Source organism: Pseudarthrobacter naphthalenicus (genome assembly GCF_029076445.1).
GTDB lineage: Bacteria > Actinomycetota > Actinomycetes > Actinomycetales > Micrococcaceae > Arthrobacter > Arthrobacter naphthalenicus.
This window is the reverse complement of the sequence record NZ_JARESG010000004.1, coordinates 238,169-256,488: the sequence shown is the minus strand read 5'-3', so window position 1 is coordinate 256,488 and position 18,320 is coordinate 238,169. Positions and strand designations below refer to the sequence as shown.

17 protein-coding genes are annotated in these 18,320 nt (G+C 68.2%); 7 read left to right on the top strand and 10 right to left on the bottom strand.

Going from position 1 to position 18,320, the window contains the following annotated elements; translation table 11 throughout:
• Positions 1–100 precede the first annotated feature (100 nt).
• From PY310_RS06220 to PY310_RS06210, 3 genes are all read left to right on the top strand, one after another.
• Positions 101–1,333 (top strand): amidohydrolase, encoded by a 1,233-nt coding sequence (locus PY310_RS06220; RefSeq protein WP_275213432.1) that lies wholly within the window; start codon positions 101–103, stop codon positions 1,331–1,333.
• A gap of 221 nt (positions 1,334–1,554) precedes the next feature.
• Entirely contained in the window at positions 1,555–1,950 is a 396-nt protein-coding gene (locus PY310_RS06215) for an MFS transporter (protein ID WP_275213431.1), read from the top strand.
• Between the two features lie 249 nt (positions 1,951–2,199).
• Positions 2,200–2,403 (top strand): hypothetical protein, encoded by a 204-nt coding sequence (locus PY310_RS06210; RefSeq protein WP_275213430.1) that lies wholly within the window; start codon positions 2,200–2,202, stop codon positions 2,401–2,403.
• Between the two features lie 22 nt (positions 2,404–2,425).
• Here the strand turns inward: PY310_RS06210 and PY310_RS06205 are convergent, their stop codons facing one another.
• Positions 2,426–3,031, bottom strand: a complete 606-nt coding sequence (locus tag PY310_RS06205) for a hypothetical protein (protein ID WP_275213428.1) — start codon at positions 3,029–3,031, stop codon at positions 2,426–2,428.
• 575 nt (positions 3,032–3,606) lie between these two features.
• Here PY310_RS06205 and PY310_RS06200 point away from each other — a divergent pair.
• From PY310_RS06200 to PY310_RS06190, 3 genes are all read left to right on the top strand, one after another.
• Positions 3,607–4,947, top strand: coding sequence for an MFS transporter (locus PY310_RS06200; protein ID WP_275213426.1), 1,341 nt, complete (start codon positions 3,607–3,609; stop codon positions 4,945–4,947).
• A gap of 112 nt (positions 4,948–5,059) precedes the next feature.
• Positions 5,060–6,403 carry a Na+/H+ antiporter NhaA gene (gene nhaA / locus PY310_RS06195; protein ID WP_275213425.1) on the top strand — a complete coding sequence of 448 codons (1,344 nt, stop codon included), beginning with the start codon at positions 5,060–5,062 and terminating at the stop codon, positions 6,401–6,403.
• An 88-nt stretch (positions 6,404–6,491) separates the two neighbouring features.
• On the top strand, positions 6,492–7,682 hold the full coding sequence (locus PY310_RS06190) for a winged helix DNA-binding domain-containing protein (protein WP_275213423.1): 1,191 nt from the start codon (positions 6,492–6,494) through the stop codon (positions 7,680–7,682).
• Positions 7,683–7,700: 18 nt separating this feature from the next.
• Here PY310_RS06190 and PY310_RS06185 read toward each other — a convergent pair whose 3' ends face one another.
• The 3 genes from PY310_RS06185 to PY310_RS06175 form a co-directional block, all read right to left on the bottom strand.
• The gene (locus PY310_RS06185; protein WP_275213422.1) at positions 7,701–8,306 is read right to left on the bottom strand and encodes a PRC-barrel domain-containing protein; all 606 of its coding nucleotides are present in this window, start codon (positions 8,304–8,306) and stop codon (positions 7,701–7,703) included.
• A gap of 66 nt (positions 8,307–8,372) precedes the next feature.
• Complete coding sequence (locus PY310_RS06180) at positions 8,373–8,897, bottom strand: DinB family protein (RefSeq protein ID WP_275213421.1); 525 nt, start codon at positions 8,895–8,897, stop codon at positions 8,373–8,375.
• Between the two features lie 26 nt (positions 8,898–8,923).
• Positions 8,924–10,117: an SLC13 family permease gene (locus tag PY310_RS06175; protein ID WP_275213420.1), complete on the bottom strand. Its 1,194-nt coding sequence runs from the start codon at positions 10,115–10,117 to the stop codon at positions 8,924–8,926.
• A gap of 145 nt (positions 10,118–10,262) precedes the next feature.
• On the opposite strand from PY310_RS06175, the gene PY310_RS06170 reads away from it, so the two are divergent.
• Positions 10,263–10,697: a universal stress protein gene (locus PY310_RS06170; RefSeq protein ID WP_275213418.1), complete on the top strand. Its 435-nt coding sequence runs from the start codon at positions 10,263–10,265 to the stop codon at positions 10,695–10,697.
• 18 nt (positions 10,698–10,715) lie between these two features.
• On the opposite strand, the gene PY310_RS06165 is transcribed toward PY310_RS06170, so the two are convergent.
• The 6 genes from PY310_RS06165 to PY310_RS06140 all read right to left on the bottom strand — a co-directional run bounded on the left by PY310_RS06165 (position 10,716) and on the right by PY310_RS06140 (position 18,231).
• Positions 10,716–11,900, bottom strand: a complete 1,185-nt coding sequence (locus tag PY310_RS06165; RefSeq protein ID WP_275213416.1) for an FAD-dependent monooxygenase — start codon at positions 11,898–11,900, stop codon at positions 10,716–10,718.
• A 1-nt stretch (position 11,901) separates the two neighbouring features.
• Positions 11,902–13,365: a dihydrolipoamide acetyltransferase family protein gene (locus PY310_RS06160; protein ID WP_275213415.1), complete on the bottom strand. Its 1,464-nt coding sequence runs from the start codon at positions 13,363–13,365 to the stop codon at positions 11,902–11,904.
• Positions 13,366–13,368: 3 nt separating this feature from the next.
• Positions 13,369–14,481: an alpha-ketoacid dehydrogenase subunit beta gene (locus tag PY310_RS06155; protein WP_275213414.1), complete on the bottom strand. Its 1,113-nt coding sequence runs from the start codon at positions 14,479–14,481 to the stop codon at positions 13,369–13,371.
• Entirely contained in the window at positions 14,478–15,719 is a 1,242-nt protein-coding gene (locus PY310_RS06150; RefSeq protein ID WP_275213413.1) for a thiamine pyrophosphate-dependent dehydrogenase E1 component subunit alpha, read from the bottom strand. The genes PY310_RS06155 and PY310_RS06150 overlap by 4 nt, the downstream gene beginning before the upstream one ends.
• A 281-nt stretch (positions 15,720–16,000) precedes the next feature.
• Positions 16,001–17,608, bottom strand: coding sequence for an MDR family MFS transporter (locus PY310_RS06145; RefSeq protein WP_275213412.1), 1,608 nt, complete (start codon positions 17,606–17,608; stop codon positions 16,001–16,003).
• Entirely contained in the window at positions 17,605–18,231 is a 627-nt protein-coding gene (locus PY310_RS06140) for a TetR/AcrR family transcriptional regulator (RefSeq protein WP_275213411.1), read from the bottom strand. Before PY310_RS06140 ends, PY310_RS06145 begins: the two co-directional genes overlap by 4 nt.
• Positions 18,232–18,320: the final 89 nt, after the last annotated feature.

Genomic DNA, 18,320 nt, shown 5'->3' with positions numbered 1-18,320 from the left:
TGCCCAGTATTCACCTCCGGCCGCCGCGTTCGGGTTTAGGCTGATCATGCCAACTGCGTCTGGCCCGCCCGGGCGCCCCATTTCTCAGAGAGTGATGCGCATGAGCGGCTTCGAGTCAGTGTTGGCAGGACTAGATACAGAGCTCGGCTGGGTCCGGGACTTTTACACCCACCTCCATCGGCATCCAGAAGTAAGCCTCGAGGAACAGCAGACCTCCGCGCTGGTCGCGGAGAAACTCGCCTCCTTTGGCTGCGAGGTCACGCACCTGGGAGGCACCGGCGTCGTCGGCGTCCTCACCAACGGCGAGGGACCCACCGTCCTGGCCCGTGCGGACATGGACGCGCTCCCCGTCACCGAGGCCACCGGGCTCCCCTACTCCTCCGAAGTGGACGGGGTGATGCACGCCTGCGGGCACGACGTCCACGTCAGCACTCTGCTCGGTGCCGCCAAGCTCATGGCCGACGGCCGCGAGGCGTGGTCCGGTACCTACATCGCGCTGTTCCAGCCCGCGGAGGAGATCGGCGCCGGGTCGCAGGCAATGGTCGACGACGGTCTGGTCACCAAGGTGCCGCGGCCCGACGTCGCGCTTTCCCAGCACGTGATGCCCATCGCGGCCGGGACGCTCGCCACCACGGCCGGGCCGGTCCTGTCCGCCGGGGATTCGCTGAAGATCACGGTCTACGGCAAGGGCGCGCACGGGTCCATGCCGCACATGGCGGTGGACCCCGTGGTGCTGGCGTCCTCGATTGTGCTGCGGCTGCAGACCGTGGTGTCGCGGGAGACCAAACCCGGGGACTTCGCGGTGGTCACCGTGGGCGCGCTGAACGCGGGGACGAAATCGAACATCATCCCGGACCGCGCCACGCTGCTGCTGAACATCCGCACCTACAGCAATCAGGTCCGGAAAGACGTGCTCGCCGCGATCGAGCGGATCGTCCGGGGTGAGTGCGTCACCGCAGGCTCGCCGCAGGAACCCGAGTTCGAGTACTACGACCAGTTCCCCCTGACCAGCAACGACGCCGCCGTGACCGAAAAAGTCACGGACGCCTTCACCCGGCATTTCGAGGCGGGCGCCGTGCTCCAGGCCACGCCGCAGACCGCCTCGGAGGACTTCAGCCGCATTCCGGACGCGTTCGGCGTGCCGTACACGTTCTGGCTCCTGGGCGGCCACGACCCGGAAAAGTACCGGGCCGCCGTCGAACGCGGGACCGTGTCCCAGGACATCCCCGGGAACCACTCCCCGTTCTTCGCGCCGGTGCTGGATCCGACGCTTTCCCTGGGTGTGCAGGCCCAGGTTGTTGCCGCAATGTCGTACTTAGCCAAGGATGCGTAAGCCGTGAGCACTGCCCAGTCCTCCGCAAAAACCCAAACCCAGTGGAAGCCGAACGATGCGTGGCTGATCGGCATTGTCCTGGCGGTCATCAACTTCTGGCTGTTCGCGCAGACCCTGTTGAACGTCATCCCCGGCATCCAGGGCTCGCTGGGGATCGAGCGGACCCTGGGGAACCTGGCCGTGTCCATCACGTCCCTGTTCTCCGGCACTTTCATTGTGGTGTGCTGGCCGTCATCGGCTTCACCCTCTTCGGCATCGGCCTGGGCTTCTACGCGACACCGTCCACGGACGCCGCGCTGTCCAACGTGCCCGACGACGAGGCCGGCGCCGCCGCGGGCATCTACAAGATGGCCTCCTCGCTGGGCAACGCGATCGGCGTGGCCATCTCAGCCGCACTGTACGTCGCCGCGCAGGCCATGGACCCTGCCACCATCCAGTCCTGGGGCCTGTTCATCGGCAACCAGACGAACGTGGCCCTGCGCTTCGGCGGGGCCGTGGGCATCCTGTTCAACCTGCTGATGGTGGTGGTGGCCATCATCGCCATCATGCTCACCGTTCCCAACGAGCGGGCCGGGAAGCGCCCGGAGGTCCCGGCCACACCGTCCATCGGCAGCTGACCCCAAGGAACGCTCTCTCACTTAATGCGGCTTTTCCGGGAACGCTCTCTCACTTAATGTGGCTTTTCGGGGAACGCTCTCGCACTCAAGTACGACGCCGGCACTTGCCTCGAGTGCCGCCGTCGTACTTTCGCAGCTGATTGAAACAAGTCACCCCCATAACCGGCTGCCGGCTCTAAGCTGAAGGCTCAGGCACGCACAGATCCGGTGCCCGGAACAGGAACACCGAGGAGAGGCAGAGGCGACGTCATGAGCGATGAGTCATTGCAGAAGAAGGTCGACGAGACGGTGGAGGCGCTCGAGGACGAGCAGCCCACCATGGAGTTCGAGCACCAGGTCAGCGGCGAGGACTGGCACGGCGACGCCGCCGATCAGGCCAACGATCTGCGCGCCTATGAAGAGGAGGCCGAAATCCTGGCCCAGTCACGCCGCCGCACAGACAAGGACAAGTAGCCGGCCGGCACGTTAGGGCCCGTTACTTGGTGACCAGCTCGTTCCCGTAGCCCGAGTCGCACTGCCCGTCGTGGATCACGCCGTCCCCGGGGGCCACCACAAAGTTGTCGGGGGGATTGAACACGGCCTTCCGCACGCCCGTGACTTTCAGCGTGCAGCGCCGGGCAAACCTGTCGCTTTCGTTCTGGCCGCCGATCCACATGTCCAGCCAGATCGAGGCGCTGCCGTGTTCTTCCGCGCCGCTGTGGCAGGGACCGTCCTCCGGCGTGGGCCCGTCCCCGCAGGTGTCTTCCACAATGAAATACCGCCGCACGTCCGGCAGGTAGATCCGGGTCCCCGGCTCATAGTCCAGGACGTCTTTGCCCGTTTCGAGGGAATGGCCGACGGCGATGGTCACCGGGTCCTCATAGGTACCTCGTCCGCCGGCCGTCTTGTGCAGTATCGGGTGGCTGATGATGGGCGATCCCTTGGGTGTGTTGTCCTGCCAGGTGTAGGCCGTGACGTAGACGTCAGTGCCGGCCGTCTGGTCCGGTTTGGGCGGCGGCGGGCTGCTGCAGGAGGCGGCCGTCAACGCCACCGCGAGCAGGCCCGGGACAAGGAACGTTCTCTTACTCACCCGGTTGGTCATTGTGGCCTCCTGCGGCGACGGGGCTGGGGGTGCTGGCGTCGGCCGCAGGGGGCGGCCCGTCATGTTGGCGGCTCCCCGTAGGGATCCACGGGTGCTGCCGAACTGCTCGAGAGCCCCAGTTCCCACGGGTTCACGAGCATCTGGCCAGCTACCTGTGGCTGGGCCGACGCCGCGGCGCACTCATCGCAGCGGCCCACGAACTGGTGCGGGCAATCCATAGGATCAACCCCTTCTCCGGTTGAAACTCTGACTCGCATGTGAACCTCCCGCTCCTGTCCACGTCGCGATCGGCGGGGCTCTCATTGTTCGGGTATCTCGCTTGTGGCGCCGGCGGTGACCGCAGCGGCACCCATCCTGAATCCCGCCGGCAGGATCAGTAAACCGGATCCGCCGGCAGGTTGCACGAGTAACCGGTACTCAAGTTCTAGACCCACCATTACCCAGCATTACCCACCGCGGGACAACGCGGCAACGCTCCTTCCGGTACCGGATGAGGATTTATACGATGGGGACGTGAGATTCCGTGCGAACCCTTCCTGCCGCCGCCCCGGGCCCTGAGTGACCCGGGAGTCTGAGTGAAGAGCGCCGACGCAGGTTCCCCCGGCCGGACCGTGACGGGACCGCCCCTGACGGCGTTCCGGTTCATCGTGGTCTTCGGCATCATCAGCGCCCTGATGGACATGGTTTACGAAGGGGCCAGGAGCGTCACCGGACCGTTCCTGGGCCTGCTGGGGGCCTCTGCCCTGCTGATCAGTGTCATCACGGGCGCGGGCGAGGCAGTGGCCCTGGTGTTCCGCCTGGTCTTCGGCCGCCTGGCGGACCGGCCCCGGCTCCGGTGGGGGTTGGCGATGACGGGCTACGGCCTCACAGCACTGTCCGTGCCGCTGCTGGGGATAACCAGTGCCCTGTGGATTGCGTGCCTGCTTGTTCTGGCCGAGCGCATGGGAAAAGCCGTGCGGAGTCCGGCAAAGGACACCATGCTCGCCGAGGCCGGCACCGGGCTGGGCCGCGGCAAGGCGTTCGCGTTCCATGAGGCACTGGATCAGGTGGGCGCGTTCGTCGGCCCGCTGGTGATCGGCGCGGCCCTGTCACTTTCCGGCAGCTACGGCCCGGGGTTCCTTCTGCTTGCGGTGCCCGGGGCGGCGGCCATGGTGCTTCTGTTCTGGCTGAGGAAACGCGTTCCGGACCCGTCCCTTTATGAGGTGCCCGCGCCGCGCGGGGAGCCTGCCGGCGCACCGGGTTCAACCGGGCCGGTCCCGTCAGCCGCCGCGGCCCCAACGGCCGCTCCCCCGGAGCCTGCTCCCCCGGCGGCTCCTTCAAAGCCGGCCCCCATGCCGCGGCAGTTCTGGATGTACGCAGCGTTCAGCAGCCTGACCATGTTCGGCTACGCAACCTTCGGGCTGCTCTCCTTCCACCTGGTGGCCAACGGACTCCTGCCGCCGGCACTGGTGCCCGTCCTGTACGCGGTGGCCATGGCGGTGGATGCGGTGGCGGCGCTGGCCTCGGGCTGGCTCTACGACCGGATCGGGCTGAAGGTCCTGCTGGCCCTCCCGGTCCTTGCCGCGGCCGTGCCGTGGCTCGGTTTCAGCAACAGCACCCCGCTGGCAGTCACCGGCGCACTGGTCTGGGGAGCCGCCATGGGCGTCCAGGAAAGCACCATGCGGGCCGCGGTGGCCGAACTGGCCCCGGCCGGCCGGCGCGGCAGCGCCTACGGCATCTTCACCGCCTGCTACGGCCTCGCCTGGCTGGCCGGAAGCGTCCTCATCGGGCTGCTATACGAACAGTCCATCCCGGCCCTGGCCGTCACCCTGACCGTCATCCAGGCCGCCGCCCTGGCCGTCTTCGCCGCCGTCCGGCCGCACCGGGCCGGAGCCGGAGCCGGAGCCGGAGCCGGAGCCGGAGCCGCCAAAGAGTAGTGCGCCGCAACCGGCGGTTAGTGCGCCGAGTCCGGCCCGGTAGACTTACTGGAGGTGAGCCGGGAAGTCTGGTCGGCATGTATTTTGTCGACCCACTGTTTAGGACACCTTCATGCCTAAGAATCCCTTCCTTCCTTCGCGCTCCTCCGTTCTGGGACGGGGAAGCTACGGCGAAGTTCTGCGCATCGGCGCCATCCTGCGGAAGGAAACCGTTGGCGGCATCCTGCTGGTCGCCGCTGCCGTCATCGCCCTGATCTGGGCCAACTCTCCGGTTGCCGATAGCTACTTCGCGCTGCGGGACTTCCGCATCGGCTACGAGCCCTGGCACCTGGACCTCAGCCTCGGGGCCTGGGCTGCGGACGGGCTGCTGGCCATCTTCTTCTTCCTGGTGGGGCTGGAGCTCAAGCGGGAGTTCGTGGCCGGTGACCTCCGCCAGTTCAGTAAATCCGTGGTGCCCATCGCCGCCGCGGTGGGAGGCGTGGCGGTACCTGCCGTCATCTATGCGCTGATCAACCTGACCAGCCCCGAAACGCTGCAGGGCTGGGCCATCCCCACGGCCACGGACATCGCGTTCGCCGTCGCGGTCCTCGCGATCATCGGCTCCCACCTGCCCAGTGCCTTGCGGATCTTCCTGCTGACGCTGGCCGTGGTGGACGACCTGCTGGCCATCAGCATCATCGCGGTGTTCTATTCCAGCGACATCCAGGCCGGCCCGCTGCTGCTGGCCCTCATTCCACTGGCCCTCTACACCTTCCTGGCCCAGAAATACCGCCGCTTCTTCGGCGCCAAGCCCGCCGCGGCCTGGCTGATCCTGCTTCCCCTGGGGCTGCTCACCTGGGGACTGGTGCACGCCTCCGGCATCCACGCCACGGTGGCCGGTGTGCTGCTGGGCTTTGCCATCCCGGTGATCCGCTCCGCTGCCAGCGGCGGCCCCGCGGCCGGCCCGGGCCTGGCGGAAATCTTCGAGCACCGCTTCCGGCCGATTTCCGCCGGCATTGCCGTCCCCATCTTTGCGTTCTTCTCTGCCGGGGTGGCTGTGGGCGGCTGGAACGGCCTGGGCGCGGCACTGACGGACCCCGTGGCCATCGGCATCATCGTGGCGCTGGTGGTGGGCAAACCCGCCGGGATCCTGGGAACCACCTGGCTCCTCACCAAGGCCACGAGGGCGTCGCTGGACAAGTCCCTGAAGTGGATCGATGTGTTCGGGATGTCCCTGCTGGCGGGGATCGGCTTCACGGTCTCGCTCCTGGTGGCCGAGCTGAGCTTCGGGCACGGCAGCATCCACGATGACCACGCCAAGGTGGGCATCCTGGCCGCGTCGCTTATCTCCGCCCTCCTGGCGTCGTCCGTGCTGGTCACCCGCAACCGTCAGTACCGGGCCGTGGAGGCGGAAGAGTCCGTGGACACCGACCACGACGGCGTCCCGGACGTTTACGAGGAAGATCACCGCGCGTAACCTGACGAGCGGGTGACCGGACCTGCGCCAGGCGCGGCGCCGCACCGAAGCCACAACGCGGCCTGGTCAGACGCGATAAGGTGCCCGTGTGGCTGAGAAGGTTTCTGCGGGCGAGGTCATTGCGTTCCGGCTGAACGCCCACCACCTCACCAAACGCGTGGGGGCCGAGGGGCTGCTCGCAGCGGCCGGCCGCTGCGGCATTCAGGACAGCCCGCCCGGCGCGGCGCTGCTGGCCCTGCATGCCAGGGTGGAGGGCATCACGCAGGAACGGGTTGCCGCGGCGATCGCTGAGGACAAAAGCCTGCTGCAGACGTGGTCCATGCGCGGCGCGCCGTTCCTCTTCCCCACGGCGGACGCGCCGGTGTTCACCACGGGGGTCTTGCCGCCCACCGAGGAGGCGATGCGGCACTTCATTCCCGGCGTGGAACAGGCCGTGGACCGGCTCGGCATCACCCTGGCCCGCGCCGTCGAACTCTGCGGCACCGAGAACGATGCGGCGCTGTCCCGCCGCAGGCTCACCATCAATGACCTGGGCCAGGAGCTCGCCCGGCGGATCGCCCTCAGACTGACGCCGGACCAGCGCCTCCTCTGGGAAGCTGAAGGACCCTACGCGCCCGGCCAGCCGCTCGGCGAGGCCGTGGTCCACTTCTGCGTCCGGATCCTCACGCTGGAGGGACGTGTCTGTTTCGCCCCCCGCGACGGAAACCAGGCCCCGTTCGTCCTGGTCAGGGAGTGGCTGGGCCACGCCATTACGGGCACCCACCCGGACACGGCGCGGGCCGAACTGCTTCGCCGCTACCTGCGCTGCCACGCACCCTCCACGAGGGCCGGCTTCGCTGCGTGGCTGGGAATCGAGGCTGGGGATACGGGCCCCTGGTGGGACCTGGTCCGGGAGGAGCTGACCGCCGTCGATTTCGGCGGCACCCCGTGGATCCTCACCGAGGACCTCCCCGCGCTGCGGTCCGCCCCGCCGCCCGATGGAGTGCGTCTGCTCCCGCCGCACGACCCGTACACCCACATGCGTGACCGCGAGACCATCGTCGCCCGCGAGCACCACCGGGAACTGTGGAGGCCGGTGGGCGACCCGGGCGCGGTCCTCATCAACGGGCAGATCGCCGGTACCTGGCGGCCGCGGAAGGACGGCCGGAAACTGACCGTCGCCATCACCGCCTTCCACCCGGTGTCGGCACCTGACACGGAGCTGCTGCACCGTGAAGCGCAGCAGATCGCGGCGTTGCGGGGCGCCGCGTCCGCGGACGTGGAGTTCGACGCCGGGTGACCACTGGACCGGGCGCGGTTAGTGACGCGGGCCCGGCGGCGGTGGTGGCGGACCGGGGTGCGGGTGAAGGTGCGGGGGCACGTGTCTGTGCAGGTGCGGCGGCGGGGGCGGCGGGCCGCCGTGAGGCCGCGGGGGCGGAGGCGCCTTCCGCACGTCCGGTGCGCCGCCGTCGTCGGCCCTTCCCTCAGCGGCCGCGGGAGCGGCTGCCGCTGCCCCGGGCGCGATTTCCGCGGGCACCGCGGCACCGGCTGCCCCGCTGGCCTGCTCCTGCCCGGTTTCCGTGGAACCTTCACCGGGCTCGCCCTGGTAGAGCCCGTAGTAGCTGTAGAGTTCCTGCTCCTGGGTCTCCGTGATGGCGCCGCGGTCGCTCTCGATGCGCGGGCCGTTCTTCACCGTGTCCTTCGTGAACGCCACCCGGATCACGGATTCCTCGAGGCTGGCACCGGTGAGCGGGGCGAAGGATTCGGACATGCCGAACAGGCCGGTCCGCACGGTGACGAAGGCCGGCTCGCCGGAATCGCCGCTGGTGAAGATCTGTTCCACGGAGCCGATCTTCTCCCCGGCCGCGTCCACCACGGTCCCTCCGTTGAGGACGATGTTGTCGATGTCCTGCAGGCTGAGCATGGGCGCTCCTTCTGGGCGAGTGGTCGGGCACATGGTGGCCTGGCTTTATTCTGTCCCCGCAACGCGCTATGTGGGCGGAAGGCTCAGCTGCTTGGCGTGAAAGTCGAAGTGCAGCGTCGGGTAGGCGTAGACGTCGTTCAGGCTCATCACGGGTTGGAAGAACGGGTCCCACCGGTCCGGGAACGGCATGGAGCGGGCGAGGCTGGCGGGAGTTTCGCGGTCCAGCTGCCGGGTCAGGGCCGCGATGGTCTTCGCGAGTTTCCGCGCCATCCGCCGGCGGTTGAAGACCGTCGCCGCCGCGCGCGAGCCCCAATAATTCACGACGTCGAAGGGCCGGGTTCCCGCGTTCAGCACCGCCGCGAACGCCCTGCCCGCCGGTGCGGGGAGCCTGCTGACCAGCCGGACCAGGGGAAGCAGGGCCCGGACCACCATGTAGCCGAACACCATGTGGAAGAGCAGTTCCTCGTTGGTCCACCGGGTCCCGCTGCTCCGGCGGCGAAGATCCTCCGTGGTGGCGCCGGCCAGCCGGGCCCCCAGTTCCCCCTGCACGCGGCGGTAGCCGGCCTCGATCTCGGCTTTGGTTGGATTCATGGCGTGCCCTCCTGTGTGGTCCACAACTACCCTGCGGCGGCCAGGGCCATGACCGCGGCGAACACGGTCAGGGGCGCCACCATCAGGCCGAACAGCGCGTAGCCGCGCCAGGTGATCAGGACGTTCATCCGCACCAGCCGGTCGTGCCAGAGCAGGGTGGCCAGCGAGGCCCACGGCGTGATGAGCGGGCCGGCGTTGACCCCGATCAGCAGGGCCGCCATCCGCTGCGGCGTCTCAGCCAGGGGTTCGGCCAGCAGGTAGGCGGGCAGATTGTTCAGCACGTTCGAACCCGCCGCACCGCTGCCGGCCAGCCGGAGCAGTTCGGGGAAGCCCTCCCCCGTGCCGGCGAGCTGGCCCACGAAAGCCGAGGCGCCCAGGTGCCGGGCGGTTTCCATCACCAGGAAGAGTCCGGAGGCGAACAGCAGCAGGGACCACGGCACCAGCTGCACTTTGAGGACCCGGGGCCGCCGGAACGCGAAGACCGCACCCAGGACCAGCGCGGCGGCCGCGGCGGGGATCCAGACCGGCACCCCGGACACCAGCGCCGGCAGCAGCAGCGCCAGCACCACAGCGGTGCCGCCAAGCAGGAGGCGGTCCGTAGATGCCGCCGTCGAACTTCCGGTTTCCGCATCCGGCCGGACCCGTCCCACGGGAATCCGCGAATAGCGTTTGCTCAGGTCGCGGCGGAAAACGAGGGCAATGAACACCAGCGGCACCAGCACCGCGGCGAGGGACGGCGCCCACATCAGGGCCGCGAAGCCGGCCGGGCTGATCCCGCCCAGGCTGTGCTGCGCCAGCAGGTTGGTCAGGTTGGAGATGGGCAGCAGCAGGCTCGCGGTGTTCGCCAGCCACACGGTCATCAGGGCAAACGGCAGCGGCGGCAGGCCGGCCTGCCGGGTCACGCTGACCACCACCGGGGTCAGCAGCACCGCCGTGGTGTCCAGCGAAAGGAAGATGGTGCTCAGCGTGGCGAACACGGCCAGGAACAGCCAGAGCAGGAAGCTGTAGCCGCGGCCCCAGTGCCGGAACCGGCGGGCAATCCACAGGAAGATGCCCGCCTCGCTGGCCAGCTCGGTCACCACCGTCATGGCGACGACGAACAACAGGATGGGTGCCACCCGGTCAACCAGCGCGGCCAGGTCAGCCGCGGGCAGCGTCCCGGTGACCGCCGCCACCGCGCCGGCCGCCAGCAGTACCGCTCCAATGATCGCCAGACGCATGAACGGATTCTAGTCCGGCTTCCTTGGCCCTGGCGGGAAGGGTCCGTGGAGGTTAGCCGTGTGGCCTTGACCCCTTCGGGCGACGGGCACAGACTGGCACTGCCGGGGCGGTGGCAGTGAGTCGGCGGGCGGAAGGACAGAAGACATGGACGCCAGCGGTAGGTTCCTCGTCGTGGTGGGTGTGGACGGTTCCGAGCAGTCCTTGGCCGCTCTTCGGTGGGCGGTGGACGAAGCCCGGCTCAGGCAAGGCAGCGTCCGGGCCGTCACGGCGTGGCATTACCCGCCAGTGCCGTCAACGGTGGAGGACAGCGTCAGCAACGACTCCTTTCACGCCGCTGAGCGTCTCCAGGCTGACGCATTGAAGGCCGTCGCCGCTGACGGCGTGGACACCGAGGGAATACTCGTTCGTGACTTGGCCTCCAGCGCTTTGCTGGACGCCAGCAAGGATGCGGACCTGCTGGTTGTGGGCTCCCGGGGCCACGGCGGGTTCGCAGGGCTGCGGCTGGGTTCAATCTCCAGCCAGGTGATTCACCACGCACCCTGTCCTGTGCTGGTTGTCCGGCCCCGGAGCGGGTCCTGATATCAGGCGTGGACGGGGCTACTTTGCGATCCGGCCCACGATCTGGCGGGCAACCAACCGGTCGATGCCGGGCAGATGAGTGGCCCGGATGATCCAACGCCGCAGCAGGCGCTGAGTTCTGTTGGCGGGGAGAAACGATGCCGCGGTACGCCGCCCTGCAGCCTGGGCCTCCTCGACGAGGGGCCGCCAGCGTCGCTCGAATTCGGTGAGGGCCGGGCTGATTCCGCCGGGCGAGGTGACCGGCCCCAGGATGTCACCGAGCAGCGCAGCACCGGCGATCGCCAGCGAGCCGCCCTGGCCCGCGAGGAGTGAGACGGCTCCGCAGGCATCCCCTACGAGGACGGTCCGTCCCCGCTGCCAGTGCGGCATGACAATCTGTGCCACCACGTCGTCGTACGGATGTTCTGGGCATAGTTCCAGCAGCCGGTCCACGGCCTGGCCGAGCCCGGCGAACTCCCGGCGCAGCCTGTCCCGCGGACTCCCGGATGGCTGGTGTCCTGACGTGTCGGTGGCATCCCGGTAAACCATAAAGGCCGCCACCTCATCCGAACGGAGGCTGTAGAGACCGGCCATCCGGTTGATGCTGTCGGTGAGGACGAACCGGTTCCGGAAGCGGGCGTTGAGGACAGGTTCGGTCACGATGAACGCGGCGGCACGCATGCCCATGGGTCGCAGGAACCCGTCCTCGGGCCCGAACACCCGGGACCGCACCGTGGAGTGGACGCCGTCAGCACCTATCAGTACGTCAGCGGTCACGTCCTGATGGCCACCCGCCGTGACCCGCACGCCGCCGTCGTCATCATTCCGGATCCGGGACACCGCCGCCCCGTAGCGGACCCGGACCCGGCCCGGTGGCACGTCCTCGAGGGCAGCGAGGGCGGCCTGTTCCATGTCCGGCCGCAGCAGGCTCAGGACCTTCCCGCCGGCAAGCCTGGCGAAGCGATCATAGTCCAGGCTGGACGTGGGGCGGCCGGCGGCGTCGACGTACTCCGCCGCCTCCACGTGATAAGCCACGGCGGCGAGTCGCGGGTAGAGGCCGATCCGCTCCGCAGCCTCCACACCAGGACCAAAAAAGTCCATCATGTATCCGTCAGGGCGCGGAGCCGCCGATTTCTCGAAGAGCTCAACGTCCCAGCCGGCCAGGCCGAGTTGGCGGGCCGCCACCAGGCCCGCGATGCCTGCCCCCACCACCACGGCCTTCATGTCAGATGTCGGCCAGGACGCTGTTCGGGTTCTCGATCGCGTCCGCCACGAACCGGAGGAACCCGGCCGCCGTCCCGCCGTCGCACACGCGGTGATCGAAGGTAAGCGTCAGTTCGGTGACCTTGCGGACGGCCAGCTCGCCGTTCACCACCCACGGCTTGTCCATAATGCGCCCCACGCCGAGGATCGCCACCTCGGGGTGGTTGATGATGGCCGCGGACCCGTCCACGCCGAATACCCCGTAGTTGTTCAGCGTGAAGGTGCCGCTGCCCAGCTGCTCCGGGGTCCCCTTGCCTTCGCGCACGACGGCGGTGAGCCGGCGGATCTCCCTGTCCAGTTCGCGGGCGCTGAGTTTCTCGGCGTTGCGGATGGAGGGCACCGTCAGTCCGCGGTCTGTCTGCGCGGCGAAGCCAAGGTTGACCCCGTCGAAGGACACGATCTCCTGGGCGCCGTCCGCCGTGGCCTCGATGCGGGTGTTCAGCTCCGGGAATCGTTTTAACCCGGCCGTGACAAAACGGGCGATGAACGCCAGCAGGCCCGGCGCCGTGTGCGAATCGGCCTTCTTCAGCCCGGCCCGCAGCTCCACCAGGGCGGTGGCATCCACGTCCACCCAGACCGTGGCTTCCGGAATCTCCTGCCGGCTGCGGGTCATGTTGGCGGCGACCACCTTGCGGACCCCCTTGACGGGCGTCCGGGCTGAAATGGGCAGGCCCGTGCGCGAATCAGTGCCGGTCTGGGCTTCGGTAACCGTAGGCCGCGGCTCACGAACAGGACGCGGCTCAACCACAGGGCTCGGCGCCACGTCCGGAGTGCTGATGGCCGCCTCAACGTCGCGGCGCATGATCAGTCCGCTCTCACCCGAACCGTTGAGTTCGCCGAGGTCCACACCGTGTTCGCGGGCCATCCGCCGCACCAGTGGGGAAATGACGGCGCCTAGCTTCCCGGGCACCCGGGTGCGGAGCAGCGAGAGGTCCACCTCCGGAGTTTCAACCGTGGGCGCTCCGGCGGGCTCAGCCACCGAAAAAGCCCTGCGCGGTGCCCGGGTGCGCCGCACCTGGCCGGCACCGCCGGGAGTCCCGTAGCCGATCAGCACGTTGCCGGACCCGGCCTTCTCCTCCTCCCTGTAAGCGTTTGCGGCGGCGGCTTCAACCACGGGCTCCTCGGCAGTGGAAGGGGCGGGGGCGGCATCATCCGCGCCAGCCCCAGCAACAGCAGGGCCAACAGGCGCAACCGAAATCAAGGGCTTCCCCACGTCCAAGGTCTGCCCGGGCTCACCGTGCAGTTCGGCCACGGTCCCGGCGTAGGGCGAGGGCACTTCCACCACGGACTTGGCGGTCTCCACCTCGGCGATGGGCTGGTCCACGCGGACCTCGTCGCCCACGGCCACCAGCCAGTTGATCAGTTCGGCTTCGGTGAGGCCTTCGCCGAGGTCGGGCAGCATGAATACTTGCAGTGCAGAGGTCATCGGTCAGTCTTCCCACTGGAGGTCGTCAACGGCGTCGAGGATGCGGTCCACGCCGGGCAGGTAGTAGTGCTCAAGCTTCGGCGCCGGGTACGGCACGTCGAACCCGGTTACGCGGCGGATCGGCGCGGCGAGGTGATGGAAGCAGCGTTCCTGGACCCGCGCCACGATCTCGGAGGACACGGACGCGAAGCTGTGCGCCTCGGCGATCACCACGGCCCGGCCGGTCTTGCGGACGGACGCGCACACGGTCTCGTCGTCGAACGGCACGATGGAGCGGACGTCAATGACTTCCAGCGAGCGGCCCTCCTCGGCAGCGGCGGCGGCCGCGGCGAGCGCCGTGGGTACGGACGGCCCGTACGCGATCAGGGTCGCGTCAGTGCCGGAACGCGCGACGGCGGCGCGCCCCTCCGAGGACGTGCCCGCCTCGCGATTCGCGGAGTGAGCGGAACGCAGGCCGTCGAGGTCCACCATGTCCTTGGACCAGTAGAGCTTCTTGGGCTCCATGAACATGACTGGATCGTCCGAGTCGATGGCCTCGCGCAGCATCCGGTAGCCGTCGGCCACGGTGGCGGGCGTGAAGACCTTCAGGCCGGCGGTGTGGGCGTAGTACGCCTCGGAGGAGTCGCAGTGGTGCTCCACTCCCCCGATGCCCCCGCCGTACGGGACCCGGATGACCATGGGCAGCTTCAGGGCGCCCTTGGTGCGGTTGTGCATCTTGGCCACGTGGCTGACGATCTGCTGGAAGGCCGGGTAGGCGAAGGCGTCGAACTGCATCTCCACCACCGGGCGCATCCCGTTCATGGCCATGCCCACGGCCATGCCCACAATGCCGGACTCGGCCAGGGGCGTGTCGAAGCAGCGCTGCTCGCCGAACCGGGAGGTCAGCCCGTCGGTGATGCGGAAAACGCCGCCCAGCTGGCCCACGTCCTCGCCGAAGACCAGGACGGAGGAATCGGCCTGCATCGAGTCGGCCAGGGCCGTGTTCAGGGCCTTGGCCAGGGTGACGGACTGCGGACCGGAAGCCTGGGCCGCAGTGGCGGCGGAGGCGGCGGCCCGGGCGGTGGCGGCGCTGACGTTGCCGTTCGCCTCGGACGAGGTGGTGATTGTCGGGCTCATTTGGTGGCCTCCCCTGAGGCTGCGTCGCGGGCAAGTTCGTCGGCAAGCAGGGCGGCCTGCTCCTTAAGCTGCGGTGTCGGCGAGGAGAACACGTGGCGGAACAGCTCCTGCGGGTCCACCGGAACATCCTCACCCAGCCCTTCACGAAGCTGCGTGGCAACTGCTTCCGCGTGCGCGCCAATCCGGGCGGCGCCGTCGTCGTCCAGCAGTCCGCGGCCGGTGAGGTAGGTCCGCATCCGGGTGACCGGATCCTTGGCCAGCCACTCGGCAACTTCACTGTCCTGCCGGTAGCGGGTGGCGTCGTCGGCGTTGGTGTGCGCCTGCATCCGGTAGGTGTTCGCCTCCACCAGGAGCGGTCCCGAACCAGCCCGGCACAGAGAAACGGCGCGGTCCAGCACGGCGAGGAGGGCCACGACGTCGTTGCCGTCCACGCGTTCGCCGGCCATGCCGTAGCCCACGGCCTTGTGCGCCAGGGACGGGGCCACGGACTGGTGCGCCAACGGAACCGAGATGGCGTACTTGTTGTTCTGCACGAAGAAGATGACGGGCAGGTGGAAGACGGCGGCGAAGTTCAGGGCTTCGTGGAAGTCGCCTTCGCTGGTGGCGCCGTCGCCGCACATGGCCAGGACCACGGTGTCCTCGCCGCGGAGCTTGGCCGCGTGTGCCACCCCGACAGCGTGCAGCAGCTGGGTGGTCAGCGGGGTGCACTGGATGCCCACCTTGTATTTGGAGGGGTCGTAGCCGCTGTGCCAGTCGCCGCGGAAGATGGTCATGGTCTGCACGGGGTCAACGCCGCGGGTCATGACCGCCACGGCGTCCCGGTAGGTGGGGAACAGCCAGTCGCCCTCGGCCAGGCACAGAGCCGCGGCCACCTGGCAGGCCTCCTGCCCGTGGCTGGACGGGTACACGGCCATGCGCCCCTGCCGCACGAGCGCCGAGTTCTGGTCGTTGACGCGGCGTCCGACGACGAGCTGCTCGTACGCTGCCAGCAGTTCCGCATCGCGGGGCAACGGGTACTCGTGGCCCGGTTCGGTGCCCTGCTCGGCTTCGGCCAGGAGCCGGCCGTCCGGGTCCACCATCTGGATCTGGTGCCGGGCGGGGAGCATGTAGTCCTCCGCCGTGATACCGAACTTGCGCACGGCTTCGGTCACGGCGTTTTCAGCCGGCGGGAGCTGGTCCCGGTCCGGTGCAGAGCCCGGGGCAGTGTGGGGCGCAGAGTGGTCCGCGGAGATCGTCATTGGTCAGTCCTTCTGTAGCCACTATTCCTTCCCAGTATTGACCTAACCGATGTTTCGTATCCAGACCTGACGAGAATTGTGGAGAAGCCAGCTCGTCAGGGCGGTTCTGGAAGACGAATTGAAACGTGAGCTGGGTTACGAGCTTTTGCGGTAGACGAATTGGCAGGCCGGGCCTCCGGGGTGTCCGGACAATGAAAGACGCCCCCGACCATGATGGTTCGGGGGCGTCATTCCTGCGCTGTTGTTAGCGGCTATGTCACACGTTGGCGAACGGCTGCAACCTACCGTGAAGCGGGGGCGGGTTCCTCGTCGTCGGCGGTGATGAGGATGTTGCCTTCGGAGATGGATTCGGAGAGGACGTCGTGTTCGATCGCGGTGGCCAGCGGCTTTTCCTTGATGAACACGAGGACGACGGCGGCGATCACCGCGAGCGGGACCATCCAGATGAAGATCGGGGTCAGGGCGTCGTTGTAGGAGGAGACGATCAGGTCCTTGATCTCCGCGGGCAGGTGGCTCACCACCGCAGGGGTCAGGGAGTTCGACCCGCCCGGTGTGCCGCCGCCGGTGGCCGCCGCGGGCATCCGCTCGGTGAGGAGGGACGCCAGCCGGCTGGCGAACAGGCTGCCCACCACGGCCGAACCCAGGGTGGCGCCGATCTGGCGGAAGAAGTTGTTCGACGCCGTGGCGGTGCCCACTTCACGCAGCGGGAAGGAGTTCTGGACGATCAGGACCAGGATCTGCATGCTCAGACCCAGCCCGACGCCCATCACGGCAAGGTAGGCGCAGATTTCCCACAGCGGCTGCCCGGGCTTGAGGGTGGAGAGCAGCACCAGGGCCACGGCCACCAGCACCGAACCGGCGATCGGCATCCACTTGTACCGCCCGGTCCGGCTCACCAGCTGGCCGGAGCCCACGGAGGCCACCAGCAGCGCGCCCATCATCGGGATCATCAGCAGCCCGGACTCGGTGGCGTTCACGCTGAAGGCCATCTGCAGGTACGTGGGGAGATAGCCGATGGCACCGAACATGGCCACACCGATCAGCAGGCCCGCGATGGTGGAGAGGTTGAAGTTCAGGTCCTTGAACAGGTGCAGCGGGATGATCGGCTCGGCGGTGCGGCGTTCCACGAGGACGAACGCGACGGCGGCGACGACGGTGACCGCGATCAGGGACAGGATGATCGGGTCGGTCCAGTCGTACTTGCTGCCGCCCCAAGTGGCGAAGAGCACCAGGGCCGTGGTGGCCATGGCGAGCAGGAACATGCCGCCGAGGTCCAGCTTGGGCTTGCCGGCGTGCTTGGGCAGCTTCAGGAAGAAGAACGCACCGGCGAGGGCCAGCAGGCCCAGCGGGATGTTGATCCAGAAGACCCAGCGCCAGCCGGGACCCTCGGTGAACCAGCCGCCCAGCAGCGGCCCGGCCACCGAGGAGATGGCGAAGACGCCGCCCATCAGGCCCATGTATTTGCCGCGTTCGCGGGCCGGGACAACGTCGGCGATGACCGCCTGCGAGAGGATCATCAGCCCGCCACCGCCCAGGCCCTGGATGACGCGGGCAGTGATGAGCATGCCCATGTCGTTGGCCAGGGCGCCGATGACGGAGCCGATCATGAACAGGGTGATCGCTGCGATGAGCAGGGCCTTGCGGCCCATCAGGTCACCAAGCTTGCCGTAGACAGGCATGGTAATGGTGGAGGCGAGGATGAAGGCCGTGATGACCCAGAGCATGTCGCTGACGCCGTGCAGTTCACCCACGATGGTGGGCAGCGCCGTGCTGAGCACGGTCTGGTTGAGGGACGCGAGAAGCATGGAGAGCATCAGGCCGACGAACAGCAGGACGATGTGCTGCTTTTCCGGGGCATGTGCCGCGTCGGGGACGGTGGGGGTGGTCATGAAAGTTTCCTTTGCAAGTGATGAAAAAGTTCCAGAGCGGGGGCGAGTTCCCCGGGGGTGAGTCCTGCGGCGGGGTCGAAACCGGGCGAGGTTGCGGTGAATTTGGCAGGCACGGCGGCGAGCATGACCAGCATCCGGGCGGTCTCCCCCGGGCTGAAGCCTTCGGCGCCGCCGGACCAGGCCGGATCGTTGGCCAGCGCCGCGATCACCGCCTCGCAAACCAGGGCTTCGCCTTTGGCCATGTACTCCATCTGACGGCGGTGCAGATTCGGGTAGCGCTGCAGCAGCTCCCGGCGCCGGCCGGGATCCGTGCTCCCGAACGCTGACCGAGCCACCGCCACGAGCAACAGGGAGATCTGGCCGAGGAGATCGGCCGCGCCTTCCAGCTTCGCCGCCTCCCCCGGGTCCAGGACGGGCTCACGGAGACCCAGGACCGCGTCCTCCTTCGCGGGGAAATAGTTGAAGAACGTCCGGGGCGAAACCCCGGCCGCCTCCGCAACGACTTCCACGGTGGCCTGGTCCAGCCCGCGCTCCTGGGCAAGGGATGAAGCCGCCTCGTGGATCGCCGTCCAGGTTTCCACCTTCTTGCGCTCTCTTAGCGTCGGAATGATTGCTTCAGGCATCTAAATATTTTTGCATAACTGCATCAATTGCACAACTGCACCTTCCGCGGGCGAACAGAGAGGTTCTTGTGCAGCCACGTTTCACTCCC